This window comes from Caballeronia sp. M1242 (genome assembly GCF_017220215.1).
In the GTDB taxonomy this organism is placed as follows: Bacteria; Pseudomonadota; Gammaproteobacteria; order Burkholderiales; family Burkholderiaceae; genus Caballeronia.
Window position 1 is genome coordinate 2,830,994 of the sequence record NZ_CP071129.1, and the last position, 16,094, is coordinate 2,847,087.

The window sequence follows — 16,094 nt, forward strand, 5'->3', positions numbered from 1 at the left end:
CATGGCACGCAACATCGAAATCAAGGCACGCGCGCATCAATTCGACCAACTGCGGGAACGCGCTGCCGCGCTCGCCACGGATGCGCCGCTCGTATTCCGGCAACAGGACTTTTTCTATGACGTGCCGACCGGCCGCCTCAAGCTGCGTCAGTTCGACGACGGCACGCCGTCCGAACTGATCTTCTATCAACGCGACGACCGTGACGGCCCGAAAGTCTCGTATTACTCGCGCAGCCCGGTGACGAATCCCGAAGCCATGCACGCGCTGCTCGCGCAGGCGCTCACCACGCGCGGCATCGTTTCGAAGGAGCGGCATGTGTTTCTGGTCGGGCGCACGCGCATTCATCTGGATCGCGTGGACGGTCTCGGCGATTTCGTCGAACTGGAAGTGCTGCTCGGGCAGGACGACGACGAGGCCGGCGGCGAAGCGGAAGCGCACGCCATGTTCGAGCGCCTCGGCGTGGGCGCGGCGGATCTCGTGCCGGTCGCGTATGTCGATCTGCTGAACGCCGGTCAGGACGCGTCCGCCGCGAGGTGAGCGAGCGGCAGCGGGCCGTTGCGCTTGAACGTCGTGAGCACGATGTTCGAGCGCACGCTGTCGACGCCCGGCACGCGCATCAGCTTCTTCATGACGAAGCCGGAAAGCGCGTTCAGATCCGGCGCGACGATGCGCAGCAGATAATCCGCATCGCCGACCGTCGCGTGGCATTCGAGCACTTCGGGCAGCGTGTCGATTTCCTGCTGGAACTGCTCGATCACCGAATCGCTGTGATGCTTGAGCTTCAGGCTGGTGAACGCGGTCACGCCGAGCCCAAGCTTCTCAGGCCGCAACATCACGCGGTAGCCTTCGATGACGCCGATGGCTTCGAGCCGCTGCAAGCGCCGTCCGATCTGCGACGGCGACAGCGGCACCTGCTCGCCGAGCTGCTGATGCGTCGCGCGCCCGAAGCGTTGCAGGACATCCAGCAGGGCGAGGTCGAAATGGTCCAGTTCCAGCATGGCGGGCGCGCGCGAAGACGGGAGAAGATGCGACTTTAGCGCATCGGCCATGGAAAACTGCCATAACCACGCGGGAAGCGCGCCGCTCGTGCATGACCTGAACATCGGCTTACGGTAGCCAACAAGGTAACAGGCGTATTACCAACCATGACATTGCCGAAAGGCACGCAATGCCGTCCGCGCCCGGTGCCACGCGCTCTGCAAGGCAAAAAAAGAAAGACCGTAAGCCGCCGCGCAGCCTATCTTTCATTCATGTAGGCGGAATTTCAAGTCGGCGTAAACTTGTTCAGCTCCATTGCCGGCGGGCGTTCGCCGGTCGACGAGGCTGGCGACTTTGAAGCTGTACAATCAGCAGCGCACCACGGACAGCGCAGTGCCGCTGAGAGACGGCAAGCGGCCGCATCCACGAAGATTCGGCTCGACGGTGCGCCGAGTGGCAGACAGCCACGTCCAGGGACAGGCATTCGGTGTAAAGCCGCTCGCGCGAACGAGGCGCCGGCGGCGCCGCATAAGAGGTAACGGTTTTGATCCGGCTCGAACCTGCGCCGCCGCGTCGTCAATCACCGGCCTGGGCGCCGACTCGAGCGCAACCCAATTGTACTGAGCGACTTCATGCGAATCCTTCTGATTGAAGACGACCGCCCTATTGCGCGCGGCATTCAAAGCAGCCTGGAGCAATCCGGCTTCACCGTCGACATGGTTCACGACGGCATCTTCGCCGAGCAGGCGCTCGCGCAAAACCGCCACGAGCTCGTCATTCTCGATCTGGGCCTGCCCGGCATCGACGGCATGACGCTGCTCTCGCGCTTTCGCCAGGGCAACCGGCACACGCCGGTCATCATCCTGACCGCGCGCGACGAACTGCATGACCGCGTGCAGGGCCTGAACAGCGGCGCCGACGACTACATGCTCAAGCCGTTCGAGCCGCAGGAACTCGAAGCCCGCATTCGCGCCGTGATGCGCCGCAGCGGCCCGCACGGCGACGTGCCGCGCCCCGAAGTGACGCTCGGCGGCTTGCGGCTTTCGGGCGTGGATCGCCGCATCTTCAACGACGAGCGCCCGCTCGAACTCTCGCCGCGCGAATTCGCGGTGCTCGAAATGCTGCTGCTGCGTCATGGCCGCGTCGTGAGCAAGGCGCAGTTGCAGGATCATCTGACGCACTTCGGCGGCGATCTCGGCGACACGGCGATCGAAGTCTATGTTCACCGCGTGCGCAAGAAGCTCGAGAACACGCGCGTGGAAATCGTCACGGTGCGCGGTTTCGGCTATCTGCTTCAGGAGATCCGGCAGGCGGCGTGAGGAACCGGCCGCTTCTGCCCTAGAACGCTTTGCGACTTCCCACCCGGCGCGCGGGCGATCAGCGTTTCGCCCGCGAAGACTGGCTCGATCTGGCGCGATCGAAGCCCGCTCACCCTGCCGCGCCTCCGAGCCTGCGGCGCACACTGCTGCGCCGCCTCGCCGCGCCGCTGTCCCTGCTCGCGCTGATGAGCGGGCTCATGGCGTACTGGCTCGCGTGGCAGTACACGCAGCATGTGGTGGACCGCTCGCTCGCGGATCTCGCCACGGCCATCTCGAAGCAGATTCAGCTTGCCGGCGTCGATGCGCCCGTCACCGTGCCGCCACTCGCGCAGGCAATGTTCTCCGATCCCATCGAGCAGCTCGTCTATCGCATCAGCACGGGCGATCAGGAAATCGCCGGCGATTCCGACTTGCCGCTCACGGGCACGTCCGTGCGGCGCATTCACTACGCCTACGTCTTCGAGACGCACTATCAGGGCACCAGCGTGCGCGCCGCGCAGGTTCGCGTGCCGCAGCCGCGCGGCAATCCGATCGTCGTCGAAGTGGCGCAGCGCGTGGGGTCGCGGTATCGCATCGCGGTCGAGTTTCTCGTCGCGATCATGATGCCGCTGCTGTTGTTGCTGCTCGCCGGCTGGGTGATCGTGTGGCGCGTCGTGAACCAGCAGCTGAATCCGCTCACCGATCTGGCCGACGCGCTCAATCGCCAGACGCACATCTCGCTCGAACCGGTCGACGAATCGCACGTGCCGAGCGAAGTCCGTCCGCTCACGAGCGCGATGAACGCGCTGCTCGTGCGTTTGCAGGCGGCGCTGGATGCGCAGCGCAAGTTCATCGCGGATGCCGCGCATCAGTTGCGCACGCCGCTGACCGCCGTCAAGCTGCACGCGGAGCAGGCGCTCAGTTCACGCGATCCCGCGAAGGCACTCGAAGCGGTGAAGGAACTGCGCGCGTCGGCGGACCGTGCCGTGCGGCTGTCGAATCAGTTGTTGTCGCTGGCACGCGCCGAACCGGGCGAGCAGGCGGCGCGCTTCGCGGATTTCGATCTCGCCGCGCTCGCGTTCGAAACCGGCGCCGAATGGGTGCCGCGCGCGCTTTCGGCCGGCGTCGATCTCGGCTTTCAACGCACGGATGATCCCGAGAACGAACATCCGATCGTCGTGCGCGGCAATGTCGTGCTGGCGCGGGAAGTGATCGCCAATTTGATCGACAACGCGCTCAAGTACGTGCCGCCTTCGCGCTATGACGGCGCGCGCATCACGCTGACGGTCGGCGAATGGCGCGACGCGACCGGCGCGCGCTTCGGCGAAGTGGTGATCGAGGACAACGGTCCGGGCGTGCCGGGCGACCAGCAGCCGGATCTCTTCAAGCGATTTTTCCGTGGCGACGGACAAAGCGTGGAAGGCGGCGCGGGCCTCGGGCTTGCCATCGTGCACGACATCGTCGCGCTGCACGGCGGCAGCGTGCATTACGAGGATGCGCCGGAAGGCGGCGCACGGTTCATCGTGCGTCTGCCGGTCAAAGCGCATGCTTCGGCGACGGATTCCGCGCGGCACTAGGCGGCGGTCCGCTTACTTCTTCTCTTTCTTCGCGTTCTTTTCCGGCTTCAACGCGAGCATCGTTCCGCGACACTTCTTCGCGCCGCAGCGGCACTCGTATTCCTTCTTGAGCTTCTTGGTGATGCGCCCTTCGATCACGAGCCCGTAGTCGTAATTGAGCTCTTCATCCGGCTCGATGTCGCGCAGCGCGCGAATGAACACACGCCCTTCGATTTCCTCGGCCTCGCAATTCGGCGCACATGAATGGTTGATGTACTTGGCGCTGTTGCCGTCGATCTTGCCGTCGATCACGCGCCCGTCTTCCAGCGCAAAGTAGAACGTGTGATTCGGCTCGTCCGGGTTATGCGGATGCCGGCGCAGCGCCTCTTTCCACGAGATGCGCTCGCCCTTGTACTCCATCACCTCTTCGCCGGCCGCGATGGGCTTCGCGGCGAACACGCCCTTGCCATGCACGCCCGAGCGGCGAACGGTGATCCTCCGTGAACTCATCGAATGGTCCTTCTATATCGAATCTATGTGGGGCGCTTTGGCCTGCGGCAATAAAAAAACGCGGTGGCCTCGAAGGCGCCGCGTTCGACCGTCAGCACGGTATCGTACACTCCCGCGCGCTTCGATCTCAACCGCTCGGCATCAACGCTGTCCGAACGAGATGTCGCCGAACAGATGCTTCTGCTCGCGCGGCTGCGAGCGCCAGTACTGCGGCGGCGCGCTGACGGTCGCGCCCAGTTCGGCCGCCGCGTGCCACGGCCACCGCGGATCGTAGAGCATGGCGCGCGCCATCGCGACGAAATCGGCCTGCCCGCTCGCGACGATCTCTTCCGCGTGCTTCGCATCCGTGATGAGACCGACTGCGATGGTATTCACGCCGGTCGCTTCCTTCACGGCCTTGGCGAACGGAACCTGATAGCCGGGCTCGAGGGGAATCTTCTGTTGCGGCGATACGCCGCCCGAGGAAACGTCGATCCAGTCGACACCGCGCTCCTTCAGTTGCGCGGCAAACGCGATGGTGTCTTCGATATCCCATCCGCCTTCGACCCAATCCGTCGCCGACACGCGCACGCCGACCGGCTTGTCGGCGGGAAACGCGGCGCGCACCGCATCGAAGATTTCGAGCGGATAGCGCATGCGGTTCTCGCGCGAGCCGCCGTACTCGTCCGTGCGCTGATTAGCGAGCGGCGACAGGAACTGGTGCAGCAGATAACCGTGCGCCGCGTGAACTTCGAGCGCGTCGATGCCGAGCCGCGCCGCGCGCCGCGCCGACGCCGCAAACGCTTCCTTCACGCGCAAGAGGCCGGCGGTATCCAGCGCGAGCGGCGGTGTTTCGCCCGGCTTGTGAGCAATGGCGGACGGCGCATGCGTCATCCAGCCGCCATCCGCGACCGAGACGAGCTGGCCGCCTTCCCACGGCTTCTGGCTCGATGCCTTGCGGCCCGCGTGCGCGAGCTGCATCGTCACCGCGATCTTCGAATGTTGGCGGATGGCGGCGAGCACGGGACGCAACGCCGCTTCGGTCGCGTCGTCCCAAAGGCCAAGATCGCCCGGCGTGATGCGTCCGTCCGGCTCCACGGCCGTCGCCTCGATGCATAGCATGCCCGCGCCGGAGAGCGCCAGATGGCCGAGATGGATCATGTGCCACGCCGTGGCTTCGCCGCGCTCGGCGGAGTACTGGCACATCGGCGAAACGACAATGCGATTCGGCAACTGCAGACTGCGCAGGGTGGCCGGAGTGAACAGCGCGCTCATGTGTTAAGCCCGTCGCGAAGAAAGAAGCGAACGAGAATAGCACCTGCGTTTTGTTCGTGCAGCGCCGCCGGGCTTAGTCGCGATGCGCGTCGACCGGAAAGCGGTCGAGCCATTCGCCGAACATCGCGCGCGCGGCGCGTTCCAGCGCGGGACCATGCTGCGCGGTGGCTTCACGCAACGCGGCGGCGGTCGTGCCGCTGCGGGCGAGATCGCCCGGATAAGTGACGAGCCAGTTCTCGAAGCGATCCGCGAGCACTTCGGCGTGACATTGGAGCGCGAGCACATGGTCGCCCCAAGAGAACGCCTGATGCGCGCATCGCTCGGTGGACGCGAGCAGCGTCGCGCCGTCGGGAAGATCGAACGTATCGCCGTGCCAGTGGAAGACGGGCACCGCGTGACCGTCCGCTTCGAGATGACGCAACGGCGACGCGCGCCCCGCTTCGGTCAGCGTGAGCGGCGACCAGCCGAGTTCCAGATCATTCGTTGAATAGACGCGTGCCCCGAGCGCCCGCGCGATCAGTTGCGAGCCGAGACAGATGCCGATGGTGGGAAGCCCCGCGGCGATGCGCTTTTCGAGCATCGACAAAAGCGGAGCGAGATGCGGATACTGCGCGTCTTCATACGCGCCGATAGGCCCGCCGAGCACGACGAGCAACGATGGATCGAGCGGATTGGGCGCGCCGATGCGCCCGCGCCCGACATCGAGATAGCGCACGAGATGCCCGCGATCGCCGACGACGAGTTCCAGACTGCCGAGGTCTTCGAAATGAACGTGGCGAATGGCCAAGACTTCAGGTTTCATCGGCGGCTTTCCGTGGATCGGCGTGCGTGGCTCGGAACGTCTCTAAATGACGAGCCGCGCCTCGCGGCGAGGCGCGACGGGCACAGTCTAACCGACTGGCCGCCGCCTCACAGCGTTGAATGCCGCAAATGCCGCTGCGCCCGAACTCAGGCGATCTGCGCGAAGACCTTCCAGCTCTTCTTCTGCGTGTTCAGATCGCCTTCTTCGTATACCGAACAGTCGAGACGAAGATCGGTGTCCGCCATGTCGATCTGCAGGAGCGCGCAATGGTGCGGGACCTTCTTCGGGTTCTTGCTGACCTCGAAGTGCGTGCACGAGAGACACATGCGATGCGCCGGAATGTGCTGCTGGGCTTCCAGTTGGCGAATGGTCTTGAGCAGCGTGCGATAGAACGTCGCCTGCTCGTCTTCGCGGAGCGTGCCGACCGCCTTCGACAGGAAGTCGGGCCATTGCAGCGCCTTCTTCGCCGCCGTGCGTCCGCGCGACGTCAGGCGCACGGCCAGCGCGCGGCCGTCGTCCAGCGCGCGGCGCTTTTCGACGAGCCCCTTGCCTTCGAGCGTGCTCACGGCATCACTCGTGGTCGCGGCCGTCAGCGCCGTTTCGCGTGCGATTTCGCCGAGGCGCATGGGCCCCTTGCGCTGCATCAGCAACACGAGAATTTCACCCTGGGTAGGCGTCAGCCCCGCACCTTCCGCCCATTCCCATGCCTGGCTGCGCATCGCCGTGCTCAGCCGCAGCAGGCCGTGGGTCACCCGCCCCGTCGCCTGCTCTCCGTAAACGCCTTCACTCATAATATTTCGCTTGTTTTCCGCTTTATGGGTTTCGACAGCCCGTTCGCTGTTAAGCGAACACCTCGCCCCGAAAGCCGCCCCGATTCACGTTGCCCGTTCTTCGGGATAACTCCCGGTTTGTGGTCCCCGCCGTCTCAAAATTCAGGCGTACCAAGCCAATTCGGTTTGCCTGAATGGGGACATTGCAACCCTCTTCGTTTTGCGCCTTCTTGTGTGATGCCGGCGCTGCTTTTTCGCCGACTATACCCCGCCATCAGCGAAGTCGCCATTCTAAGCGACTGAGACCAAACGTACACCTTAATTATCCACGCAAAACTGTGGATAACCCGTGGAAAAGCGCGGTATTTCGTTGAGACTGCGCTCTGGACCACCAAGCACCTGCCATTCAAGCCAAGAGGACTGCCGTTCATTGCCAATTACCGTCATGGTGCCTGGTTTTTTGCCAGCGGCTCCACAGACCGTAACGCACGGTAACGACTCTTACCGCTACAGGATTCCTGCGTTGTCCGGACTAAGTTTGCGATTGCCGGAAGCCTTCTCGATGTATACGGACGCTTCACAGAAATCTTGAGGAGAGTGCATTAGCTTCTGCTCAAACGTTGGCGCGCGCATTTTATTCTCACTGCGGCATGCACGCATTCCATACACACGGAAAACAATAAAGCCGCTTAGGATTTGTTCCAAGCGGCCTATGTGGGGCAACCGTCAAAGCATCACGATGCGCGAAAAGTCTTAAGCGTGCCTTAAGGATTTTCGTGACTTGTGCATTCAAGTCCTTCGGTCACGCACGCCATTGCAGACATTGCTGTCTCACGGCTTCGTGCAGCGACTTCTCCTTGTCGAACACGCCGCGCAGCCAAGTCGCATCGTTGACGCCGCCGCGCGCGATGTCGGCGATCTGCGCGAGCGCGGCCTGCGATCCGAGCGCTTCCGCATGCGGCGCGAGCACGTCGAGCGTCGCCAGAATGTCTTCGGCGACCGTGCGCCGCTCGCCCGTCTGCGGATGGACGCACGTGCCTTCCATCCCGAAGCGGCATGCCTCGAAGCGATTGAACGTATAGACGAGGTAATCGTCTTCCTGCGGCATGAGCGGCTTGTCGAGCAGCAGATAGCGCGAGAGCGTCTGGATATAACACGCGATGGCCGCCGCGCGATCGACCGAAAGCGGCGTATCCATCACGCGGACCTCGATGGTGCCGAAGCCGGGCTTCGGGCGAATGTCCCAGTAGAAGTCTTTCATGCTGTTCACGACGCCCGTGTGGACCATCTTCGAGAAGTATTCCTCGAAGCTGTCCCACGTCAGCACGAACGGCGCGCGGCCGGAAAGCGGAAACGCGAACACCGAATTGAGCCGCGCGGAGTGAAAGCCCGTATCGACGCCCTGAATATACGGCGAAGAAGCCGAGAGCGCGATGAAGTGCGGAATGTAGCGCGACATCGAATGCAGCAGGAAAAGCGCGCTGTTCGGGTCGGGGCAGCCGATATGCACGTGCTGACCGAACACCGTGAACTGCTTGGCGAGATAGCCGTACAGCTCAGAGATGTACTGAAAGCGCGGCGCGTCGTAGATCTGGCGGTCGCTCCATTGCTGGAACGCATGCGTGCCGCCGCCGGCCAGCCCGACATTCAGCTGGTCGGCCGCCGCCACGAGCGTATCGCGAATCTTGCGCAGGTCCGTCACGGCTTGTTCGTGCGTCGTGCAGATGCCGGTCGACAGCTCGATCATGCTTTCGGTGATCTCGGGCGTGATATTGCCCGGAATCTTCTCGTCCTTGATAAGACGCATGAGGTCGGACGCGGCCTTGGTCAGATCGTAGTCGTGCGTATTCACGACCTGGATTTCGAGCTCGACGCCGAACGTGAACGGTTCCGAGTTGATGAAGGGTTCTAGTGCCATGACGCCTCTTGTTGAATCAATGCTTTGCCGGCCGGGCGATACTCGAATGCGCTTACTCGCGCCGCTCGCCCACCGCCGACAAACTACGGTACACCACGAACGGCGTCACGATCTGCAGCAGCACGATCGAGCACATCACGATGGCGCGCAGCGTCGGATCGTAATCGGGATACAGCACATACATATCGTCGACGAGCAGATACGCGAGCGCCGACATCGGCGTCAACGCCACGCCGAGCGCCACGCCCTGCTTCCATTCCAGCCCGCTCGGCTTGGCGAAGATCAGCACGCCGACGAGCTTGCCGATGAAGCGCGCGAGCACGAGGCCCAGCGCCGCGACGCCGCCGAGCGCGATATCTCGCCACGCAAACGATGTCAGCGTGAGCGCAAACAGAATGACGGTGAGCAGCCATCCCGCCGAACCGAAGTGCGACGGCCACAACTGCGGCCGCTCGTCCGCGTTTTTCACGATGATGCCGGCCGCGAGCAACGCGAAGATCGTCGAGAGCTTGAAGAGGTGAGCGATAGCGATGGCAAGCAGCACGAGTCCGAAGAGCGCCACGAACGAATGCTCATCGTTGGCGTTCAGGCGTCGATAAAGCAAATTGCAGCCGCGCGCCAGCAAAAACGCCAGCACGAGCGACCCGATCAGCAGATAAAGCGGCTGAAGGATCGTCGCGAATGCGTTGCCGTAAATCTCCTGATGCAGCACGCCCGCCGCCAGCTTTTCGACGATCACCGCGTACATGCTGTTTAGCGCGGTCAGCGTCATCAGGCGCTGCGTCACCTGGCCTTCCGCGCGCAGCTCGGTTTTCAGCTGAATGACCATGGCCGGCGACGTGGACATCGCGATGGCGGCGATCACCACCGACGGCATCGTCGGCACATGGAACAGGATCAGCGCGATCAGCACGAGACCGAACGTGAGCGTCGATTCCGCGATGCTCGACAGAATCAGATACGGATTGCGGCGGATCCAGCGCAAATCGAGCCGGCCGCCCAGTTCGAAAAGCAAGAGCCCGAGCGCGACGTCAAGTAGCGGACGCGACAGACCGCCCGCGCTCGCGTCGATCACGCCGAGGCCCGCGTTGCCCGCGATCAGCCCGATCACCGCATAGCCGGTGATGCGCGGCAGACGCCACGCGCGCCATAGCAGTTCTCCGGCGAGCCCCGCGGTGACGAGCGCGAGACCGGCCCAGAGAATGGCGTCGGGTTCGAGCGGCCAGGCGGGCAGAAATGAAAATGCCGAATTCATCGTGTGGGCTTCTCCTTCGTTGCTTCAGGCAGAGGGGCACGTCCGGCCGCGCGGTGGGCGAAAAACGTCAGCGGACGGCACGCATGCTCACGACCCGCTCCCGCCACGGGCGTAGTTCATTCAGGCGAAACGAATACGAACGAACACGGCGTCACGGAACCGGCCGTGCACGGATTAGACGATGCGTCCCGGTCCAGTGCGACGCTTAGAGCGAGACTGGCCGGACGCAGCGAACGGCGTTGCAGCGCGATGATCGGAGTTTCGCGTTGCAAGCGTCGTTCCATTGAGGCGTCCGCCGTCTGGACGGCGCGACGCAGGAAGAAGCGCGATTGTGCCACACAGTCATGTCCCCGGCGAAAACTGCAAGTTTATGATTCTTATGAGGTAAAGCCGACCGCAGACGTTCTTCTTCGGAAAAGCTGACCGGCAGTCCGCGCGTTTCCAGTGCTTCCGGTGACGTCGTCTTCAGGTGTTTACAGGTTTACTGTATATAAACGTAGTAGTAGTTAACAAGGCGCCGCAGCCGCTGTGGACAACTAGCTTTTGTGCTTTCCGATCAAGCACATGCCAATCGAAAAGGCGCGCGGTAAACCCGGTCGTCTCGCGCCGTTAACTCGGAACAACTTTTAGCGGTTAACGGGTGCTCTCCGGCTTGTCCCGTTTACGTACACAATGCGCCCACAGCTCCTTCTTGCGGATTTCGCCGACTTATCCACAGATTTCCGAGGATAACTAGGGCGGGCCGATTTCTCCGTGACGTAACGCTCGTAAAAAGAATCGCGCGGGATCGACGGCTTCGGCCAGTTCGCGTTCGATCGGCCACGGCTCGCCCTCCGCTTGGGACGCGATCAGTTCTGCCGCGAGCGTCGCCCAGACGAGCCCGCGCGAACCGAAGGCGAACGCGCCGTGCAAGCCCGGCGTGCGCGGCAGGTCGAGCGGCCATGCGCCGGAAAGACGCCGGGCATCGCGGCGGCCGGCGGCTTCGTCGGCGAGCGCGCCGATCATCGGCATGCGATCACTCGTCACGCAGCGAAACGCCACCCGGCCCTGCGCGGCGCGTATGTCGTCCAGCCCGCCGAGCATGCGCCCGACGCGCTCGACGTTCTCCATATGCCCGGCTTCGCGCACGTGCGGATCAGTCGCGTCGATGTCGTAGGTCGCGCCGATCAGCGCGCGACGCGCGCTGAGCGGCACCGCGTAGCCGTCGCCGACCACGGGCAGCGTCAGCGCATCGAGCGGGCTCTCCTCGACAATCGAAAGCTGGCCGCGCACGCCGCGGGTCGGATCGCCGTGCAGGCTGGCCAGACGCGCCGCGTCGTGCGCATTGGCGAGCACCATAACCGGCGCTTTCGCGATCAGTTCGCCTTGGGCGTCGAAAGCACGCCAGTCGCGGCCGTCGAATGCAATCCGCGCGACGGCCGTATTCATGCGCGTGGTGAGCGCGTCGCCGGCTGCCGCGAGTTGAGCCGCGCAGACCGCGGCCGGCGAAATGGCGCCGCCGCGCGGAAAGAGCCAGCCGCCTCGCGCGACTTCTACGCCTGCCACGCGCGAAGCGTCGTCGCGCGTCATCGGCGTCACGTAGTCGCGCGGATAGCCGAATCGCGCGATGGCGTCGGCGAGCGCATTCGCGTCTTCTTCCGTATCGGCGATTTGCAGCAAACCCGCGCTGCGCCCCAAGTCGTGGCCTGCGGCTTCGAGCGTCTGCCATCGTTGCAGCGCGCACAGGAAGCCCGCCCGCGTGAGGCGCGCGGCGATGCTGTCGTCGCGCCAGACGATCGGATGAAAGACGCCAGCAGGATTACCCGACGCGTCCCGCGCGGGCGATGCGTGCCGGTCGATCAGCGTCACGCGCCAGCCGCGCGACGCGAAGCACGACGTCACCGCGCACCCCGCCAGTCCCGCGCCGATGACGATGGCCTCGCGCGTGGTGACATTCGCGGGCAGCGGCGGCTCATGACGCCGAACGCGCCAGCGCGGCCTGAAGCGCCCAGCGATTCGACCGTCGCCAAGACGGCATTCGAAGCCGGAGGCAGCGAGCGCGCGCGTCCACGAGTCGCGGCCTGGCTCGGCGACGTCGACGCAGAGCGTCGCGCCATCGCCCGCGAAGCGCGCGAGCGTCTTGCTCCACTTGCGCGGATCGTCGTCTGGCGTCGCGTCGACATGAAAAGCGTCCGCGCGCAGCCAGAGCTTCGACAGCATGTCGTCGCCGACGGCAAGCGTGAGCACGACGCGCCCCGCTTCGAATTCCAGCCGATGCACGCCGGGCACGCGCATCGGCCAGACGCGGGGAAGTTCGGCTAAGAGAGGATCGCTGTCGGCGGCCGGCGGCGTATCGAGGGTGCGCAGTGGCGCGACCGCGACCACATGCAGGCGCTCGCAGCGCGAGGCGTCGTCGCGCCAAAGACGCCATAGCGCCAGAAAGAGACTGTGAGTGTCGAAGCGCGCGGCGGCATCGACGAAGGTGAACACGCGCTTCGTCTTCCAGCGCGCCGGAAGATCGTGCAGCGCGAGAAGCGGCTCGCTAACGGGCGATGTATCGGTCATGCATCGAACCTGGGAGGGAAAGCGGGCGTCTGTGAGGCGTCGGATAGTCGGCGAACGCCGACACGCGCCGCACTGAAGCACGACCGGTTGCATCCGCGAAAGCCAGTACCGACAAGGCTTACAGCGCGAAACGGCCAAGGAATTGGCGATGAAACGTTGGCAAAAACCAACGGCGCGCTGTCCGATCAGGCGGCTTCGGCATACGAAAGCGAGCCGCGCGTGATCGGCCCTACGGAGGCCGCCCGGAACAGCCCGTTACATAAGGGTAAATCTTTGAAACCCTTGTCCAGATTGGGTTTGCGCTGCGCTATCATACCAAGCGCCTCGTTCGAAGGCGGCGCGAGGGATTTGATGGGATGCAACGCCGGTGACATGGCGCGAAACTGCGCCGAATCGTCGGACGGACGCGCCAGAGGCCCGTCCCTACTCGACTGCACGGCTTGCGCACGTATAATCGGCGCGTTCGCGCTGTTCGTGTCAACCTAAACTGATAAAGGAACCTTAATGAACAAACAGGAATTGATCGACGCCGTAGCCGCTCAGACCGGCGCCAGCAAAGCTCAAACCGGCGAGACGCTGGACACGTTGCTCGAAGTCATCAAGAAGGCTGTCTCGAAGGGTGACGCAGTTCAGTTGATCGGTTTCGGCAGCTTCGGTTCGGGAAAGCGCGCAGCACGCACGGGCCGTAACCCGAAGACCGGCGAATCCATCAAGATTCCGGCCGCCAAGACCGTCAAGTTCACGGCTGGCAAGGCATTCAAGGACGCAGTCAACAAGCGCTGAGCGTCTGGCCCGTCGCGGCCCGCCTCGCTGCGCAGCGCCTGGCAGCTCTTTCAGCGTTTATCAGCGCCATCGCTCGTGTTTAGTTGTACCGTGTTCGTATCTTGATAGCGCCCGTCTTGCGCAAGCTACTCAGGTTCGTCCGCATGAGCGGAAAAAAGCCGGAGACCAAGAGGACCATGAAACCCGCCATCGGCGGGTTTTTTTTCATCTTCTAATGCCGATGATGGTCTTCGCAATCGCAGTCGGGTCCGTGGTCGTGATCGTGCTCATGGTCGTGCTCGTGGTCGTGATCCTCGACATCCCACGCGGGAAACGGGTCGTCGAATTGCTGCCACGCATCGCTGCCGCGCGTCCATTCGTCGTCGGTCAACAGGCACGCGTCGAACTTGCGCTGCCATGCCTCGATGTCGAGATCGACGCCCATCAGCACCAGTTCCTGCCGTCGATCGCCGATGCTGTTGTCGTCCGGATCGCCGAACCATTCCGCGACGATCTCCGCTTCCAGCTCCGGATCATCCGTTGGCCATTCGCTTCTGTCCTGCGCGGCCCACCACACGCCAGCCGGACCGTGCCGCAACGTGCCGCCCGCCTGCGACAACGACCCGCCGACGACACTGCGCGTCGCGAGCCAGAAGAAGCCCTTCGCGCGCAGCACGTCGCGCCATTCCTCATGCAGCAAATTCCACAGCCGTTCCGGATGAAACGGCCTACGCGCCCGATAGACGAAATGCCGGACGCCCGACGCATCCGCGTCGCTGCTGGCTTCGTGTTCATCATTCAGAATCGCGAGCCAGCCTGCGGCGCTGCCGGTCGCATCCAGATCGAAACGGCCGGTGTTCACTAGTTCGCCGAGCGGCGCTTTGCCGTGTTCCGTCCGCAGCAGGACAGCGCGCGGATTCAGCGCGCGGAGGATGTGCGCCAACCGGTCCAGCTCGTCCTGGCCGACCAAGTCCGTCTTGTTGATGACGATCACGTCGCAGAATTCGATCTGCTCCACGAGCGCCTCCACGACCGTTTTGTCTTCGTCGGACGCTTCGCCACCGAGCAAGATGCCGCGTTCCGCAAGCGACTCCGCCGACGCGTAGTCGCGCATGAAAGTCGATGCGTCGACGACGGTGACGAACGTATCGAGATGCGCGCGGCCTGCAAAAGGCGCGTCTTCGTCGTCGCCGAAAGCGAAGTGCTCGGCGATATCCATCGGATTCACGCCGGGCGGCGCTTCGATCACGATCGCATCGAAACGAGGCTGCTGCTCGGCGAGTCGCGTGATGGCATCGGCGATGGACTGCATCGCGTCATCGCCCGCGCCGCAAGCGAAGGAACCGATGCACACGCCCTCGCTGTTGTTAAGCAATGCATCGAGGAGCGTGGACTTGCCCGCGCCGACGAAACCCGAGAGCACGGTGACTGGCAGTGGCGTTTGGTTCATTGCGGGCGTGTGGACGAGAATCGAAGTCACGATTCTGCATCAAACGCGGGGTGAGCGGAGGCTAGCCACCGAGCGGCGCGGCGGCTCGCGCACTGGAGAACCGGGAATTACTTCGACGCTTGCAGCAACTTCCAGCGCCGCAAAATCTCGATGATCTGCGCCGAGTACTTGTCGCGCAGCGCGGGCGTTTCGGAATGGTAGGCACCGACGGCCTGCCACGAATTGCCGTACTTGTTCATCTTCTGGCGCAAATGCCATGCGGCGACGTAGACGCTCTTGCACGGCTCCATCAGCGTGCCGCTGGAAATGCCGTATTGGGAAAGCGTGTTGAGGTGGATCGAATTGATCTGCATCAGCCCGTAGTCGGTCGAGCCATTGGCGTTCTTGTTGATGGCGTCGGGCTTGTTGTGGGATTCCTGCCAGGCGATGGCGCGCAGAATGAGCGGATTGACCTTCTGATACTTCGCTGCTTCGTCGAAACAGTCGGCGTGAGCGGACGCGGCCGCCAGCATGGCGCCGCATCCCATCGCAAGTATTCGCAGGAATCGCTTCATCTTCGTTCTACTCCATCCGCCTGTGCGGAACCGTCATGCTGCCGGCGCCGCGCCTCGCGCGTGCGCCAAGATTCGTTGTCCGCTCTCGTCTGCGGCGCGGCGGCATCGGGAAAACCCGAGCTACGCGTCGCCGCCTGGGGAACGGAACCGCCCGTATGATACCGGCTGACGTCTGCGACCATAAGTTGGCTAGCCGACATAGGCCCAACCGAGGGCGGATTGGACCAACGGGAATCATCGGCTGCCTATCGGCGGTTTCTTAAACGTATGAATAATAAAGTAATCTAATCGGGTTACAATTCGTGTCCCGCGTGCGCCGCTTGTCAGACAAAAGCCCTCCGATGGGTTATCGGCAGGCGCTCTGGAAGCTTGAGCACGCTGGAACACTTGGCATGCAGCCGCCGGGCGAAACGGCGGCGAACGAAGTTGCACTTTTTCGTTA

General features: G+C 63.6%; 14 protein-coding genes. 4 read left to right on the forward strand and 10 right to left on the reverse strand.

Going from position 1 to position 16,094, the window contains the following annotated elements; genetic code table 11:
• Position 1 precedes the first annotated feature (1 nt).
• Complete coding sequence (locus tag JYK05_RS13205; protein ID WP_206467265.1) at positions 2-538, forward strand: class IV adenylate cyclase; 537 nt, start codon at positions 2-4, stop codon at positions 536-538.
• On the opposite strand, the gene JYK05_RS13210 is transcribed toward JYK05_RS13205, so the two are convergent.
• Positions 514-999 carry an Lrp/AsnC family transcriptional regulator gene (locus JYK05_RS13210; protein WP_175938702.1) on the reverse strand — a complete coding sequence of 162 codons (486 nt, stop codon included), beginning with the start codon at positions 997-999 and terminating at the stop codon, positions 514-516. The two genes, JYK05_RS13205 and JYK05_RS13210, sit on opposite strands and share 25 nt — an antisense overlap.
• A 612-nt stretch (positions 1,000-1,611) precedes the next feature.
• Here JYK05_RS13210 and JYK05_RS13215 point away from each other — a divergent pair.
• Positions 1,612-2,298 carry a response regulator transcription factor gene (locus JYK05_RS13215; protein ID WP_035962098.1) on the forward strand — a complete coding sequence of 229 codons (687 nt, stop codon included), beginning with the start codon at positions 1,612-1,614 and terminating at the stop codon, positions 2,296-2,298.
• A 29-nt stretch (positions 2,299-2,327) separates the two neighbouring features.
• Positions 2,328-3,854 (forward strand): sensor histidine kinase, encoded by a 1,527-nt coding sequence (locus JYK05_RS13220; RefSeq protein WP_241269809.1) that lies wholly within the window; start codon positions 2,328-2,330, stop codon positions 3,852-3,854.
• 12 nt (positions 3,855-3,866) lie between these two features.
• On the opposite strand, the gene JYK05_RS13225 is transcribed toward JYK05_RS13220, so the two are convergent.
• The 7 genes from JYK05_RS13225 to mnmC all read right to left on the reverse strand — a co-directional run bounded on the left by JYK05_RS13225 (position 3,867) and on the right by mnmC (position 12,886).
• Entirely contained in the window at positions 3,867-4,343 is a 477-nt protein-coding gene (locus JYK05_RS13225; protein ID WP_206467266.1) for an SET domain-containing protein, read from the reverse strand.
• Between the two features lie 141 nt (positions 4,344-4,484).
• Positions 4,485-5,597 (reverse strand): NADH:flavin oxidoreductase/NADH oxidase, encoded by a 1,113-nt coding sequence (locus tag JYK05_RS13230; RefSeq protein WP_206467267.1) that lies wholly within the window; start codon positions 5,595-5,597, stop codon positions 4,485-4,487.
• A gap of 73 nt (positions 5,598-5,670) precedes the next feature.
• Positions 5,671-6,399 carry a glutamine amidotransferase gene (locus JYK05_RS13235; protein WP_206467268.1) on the reverse strand — a complete coding sequence of 243 codons (729 nt, stop codon included), beginning with the start codon at positions 6,397-6,399 and terminating at the stop codon, positions 5,671-5,673.
• A 146-nt stretch (positions 6,400-6,545) separates the two neighbouring features.
• A complete protein-coding gene (locus tag JYK05_RS13240; protein ID WP_175938710.1) occupies positions 6,546-7,190 on the reverse strand; it encodes a MarR family winged helix-turn-helix transcriptional regulator in 645 nt (214 codons plus the stop codon).
• A gap of 781 nt (positions 7,191-7,971) precedes the next feature.
• Entirely contained in the window at positions 7,972-9,087 is a 1,116-nt protein-coding gene (locus JYK05_RS13245) for a YbdK family carboxylate-amine ligase (protein ID WP_175938712.1), read from the reverse strand.
• 52 nt (positions 9,088-9,139) lie between these two features.
• On the reverse strand, positions 9,140-10,342 hold the full coding sequence (locus tag JYK05_RS13250) for a cation:proton antiporter (protein ID WP_206467269.1): 1,203 nt from the start codon (positions 10,340-10,342) through the stop codon (positions 9,140-9,142).
• 732 nt (positions 10,343-11,074) lie between these two features.
• Complete coding sequence (gene mnmC, locus JYK05_RS13255; RefSeq protein ID WP_206467270.1) at positions 11,075-12,886, reverse strand: bifunctional tRNA (5-methylaminomethyl-2-thiouridine)(34)-methyltransferase MnmD/FAD-dependent 5-carboxymethylaminomethyl-2-thiouridine(34) oxidoreductase MnmC; 1,812 nt, start codon at positions 12,884-12,886, stop codon at positions 11,075-11,077.
• Between the two features lie 504 nt (positions 12,887-13,390).
• On the opposite strand from mnmC, the gene JYK05_RS13260 reads away from it, so the two are divergent.
• Complete coding sequence (locus JYK05_RS13260; protein ID WP_008352404.1) at positions 13,391-13,669, forward strand: HU family DNA-binding protein; 279 nt, start codon at positions 13,391-13,393, stop codon at positions 13,667-13,669.
• 211 nt (positions 13,670-13,880) lie between these two features.
• On the opposite strand, the gene JYK05_RS13265 is transcribed toward JYK05_RS13260, so the two are convergent.
• Positions 13,881-15,098 (reverse strand): GTP-binding protein, encoded by a 1,218-nt coding sequence (locus JYK05_RS13265; protein ID WP_206467271.1) that lies wholly within the window; start codon positions 15,096-15,098, stop codon positions 13,881-13,883.
• A gap of 107 nt (positions 15,099-15,205) precedes the next feature.
• Positions 15,206-15,652, reverse strand: a complete 447-nt coding sequence (locus JYK05_RS13270; protein ID WP_175938720.1) for a lytic transglycosylase domain-containing protein — start codon at positions 15,650-15,652, stop codon at positions 15,206-15,208.
• Positions 15,653-16,094 lie beyond the last annotated feature (442 nt).

Excerpts from the sequence above, each read along its gene's own strand:
- JYK05_RS13205 (WP_206467265.1), top strand. The coding sequence starts at position 2 with ATGGCACGCAACATCGAAATCAAGGCACGCGCGCATCAATTCGACCAA.
- JYK05_RS13210 (WP_175938702.1), bottom strand. The coding sequence starts at position 999 with ATGCTGGAACTGGACCATTTCGACCTCGCCCTGCTGGATGTCCTGCAA.
- JYK05_RS13215 (WP_035962098.1), top strand. The coding sequence starts at position 1,612 with ATGCGAATCCTTCTGATTGAAGACGACCGCCCTATTGCGCGCGGCATT.
- JYK05_RS13225 (WP_206467266.1), bottom strand. The coding sequence starts at position 4,343 with ATGAGTTCACGGAGGATCACCGTTCGCCGCTCGGGCGTGCATGGCAAG.
- JYK05_RS13230 (WP_206467267.1), bottom strand. The coding sequence starts at position 5,597 with ATGAGCGCGCTGTTCACTCCGGCCACCCTGCGCAGTCTGCAGTTGCCG.
- JYK05_RS13235 (WP_206467268.1), bottom strand. The coding sequence starts at position 6,399 with ATGAAACCTGAAGTCTTGGCCATTCGCCACGTTCATTTCGAAGACCTC.
- JYK05_RS13240 (WP_175938710.1), bottom strand. The coding sequence starts at position 7,190 with ATGAGTGAAGGCGTTTACGGAGAGCAGGCGACGGGGCGGGTGACCCAC.
- JYK05_RS13245 (WP_175938712.1), bottom strand. The coding sequence starts at position 9,087 with ATGGCACTAGAACCCTTCATCAACTCGGAACCGTTCACGTTCGGCGTC.
- JYK05_RS13250 (WP_206467269.1), bottom strand. The coding sequence starts at position 10,342 with ATGAATTCGGCATTTTCATTTCTGCCCGCCTGGCCGCTCGAACCCGAC.
- mnmC (WP_206467270.1), bottom strand. The coding sequence starts at position 12,886 with ATGACCGATACATCGCCCGTTAGCGAGCCGCTTCTCGCGCTGCACGAT.
- JYK05_RS13260 (WP_008352404.1), top strand. The coding sequence starts at position 13,391 with ATGAACAAACAGGAATTGATCGACGCCGTAGCCGCTCAGACCGGCGCC.
- JYK05_RS13265 (WP_206467271.1), bottom strand. The coding sequence starts at position 15,098 with ATGAACCAAACGCCACTGCCAGTCACCGTGCTCTCGGGTTTCGTCGGC.
- JYK05_RS13270 (WP_175938720.1), bottom strand. The coding sequence starts at position 15,652 with ATGAAGCGATTCCTGCGAATACTTGCGATGGGATGCGGCGCCATGCTG.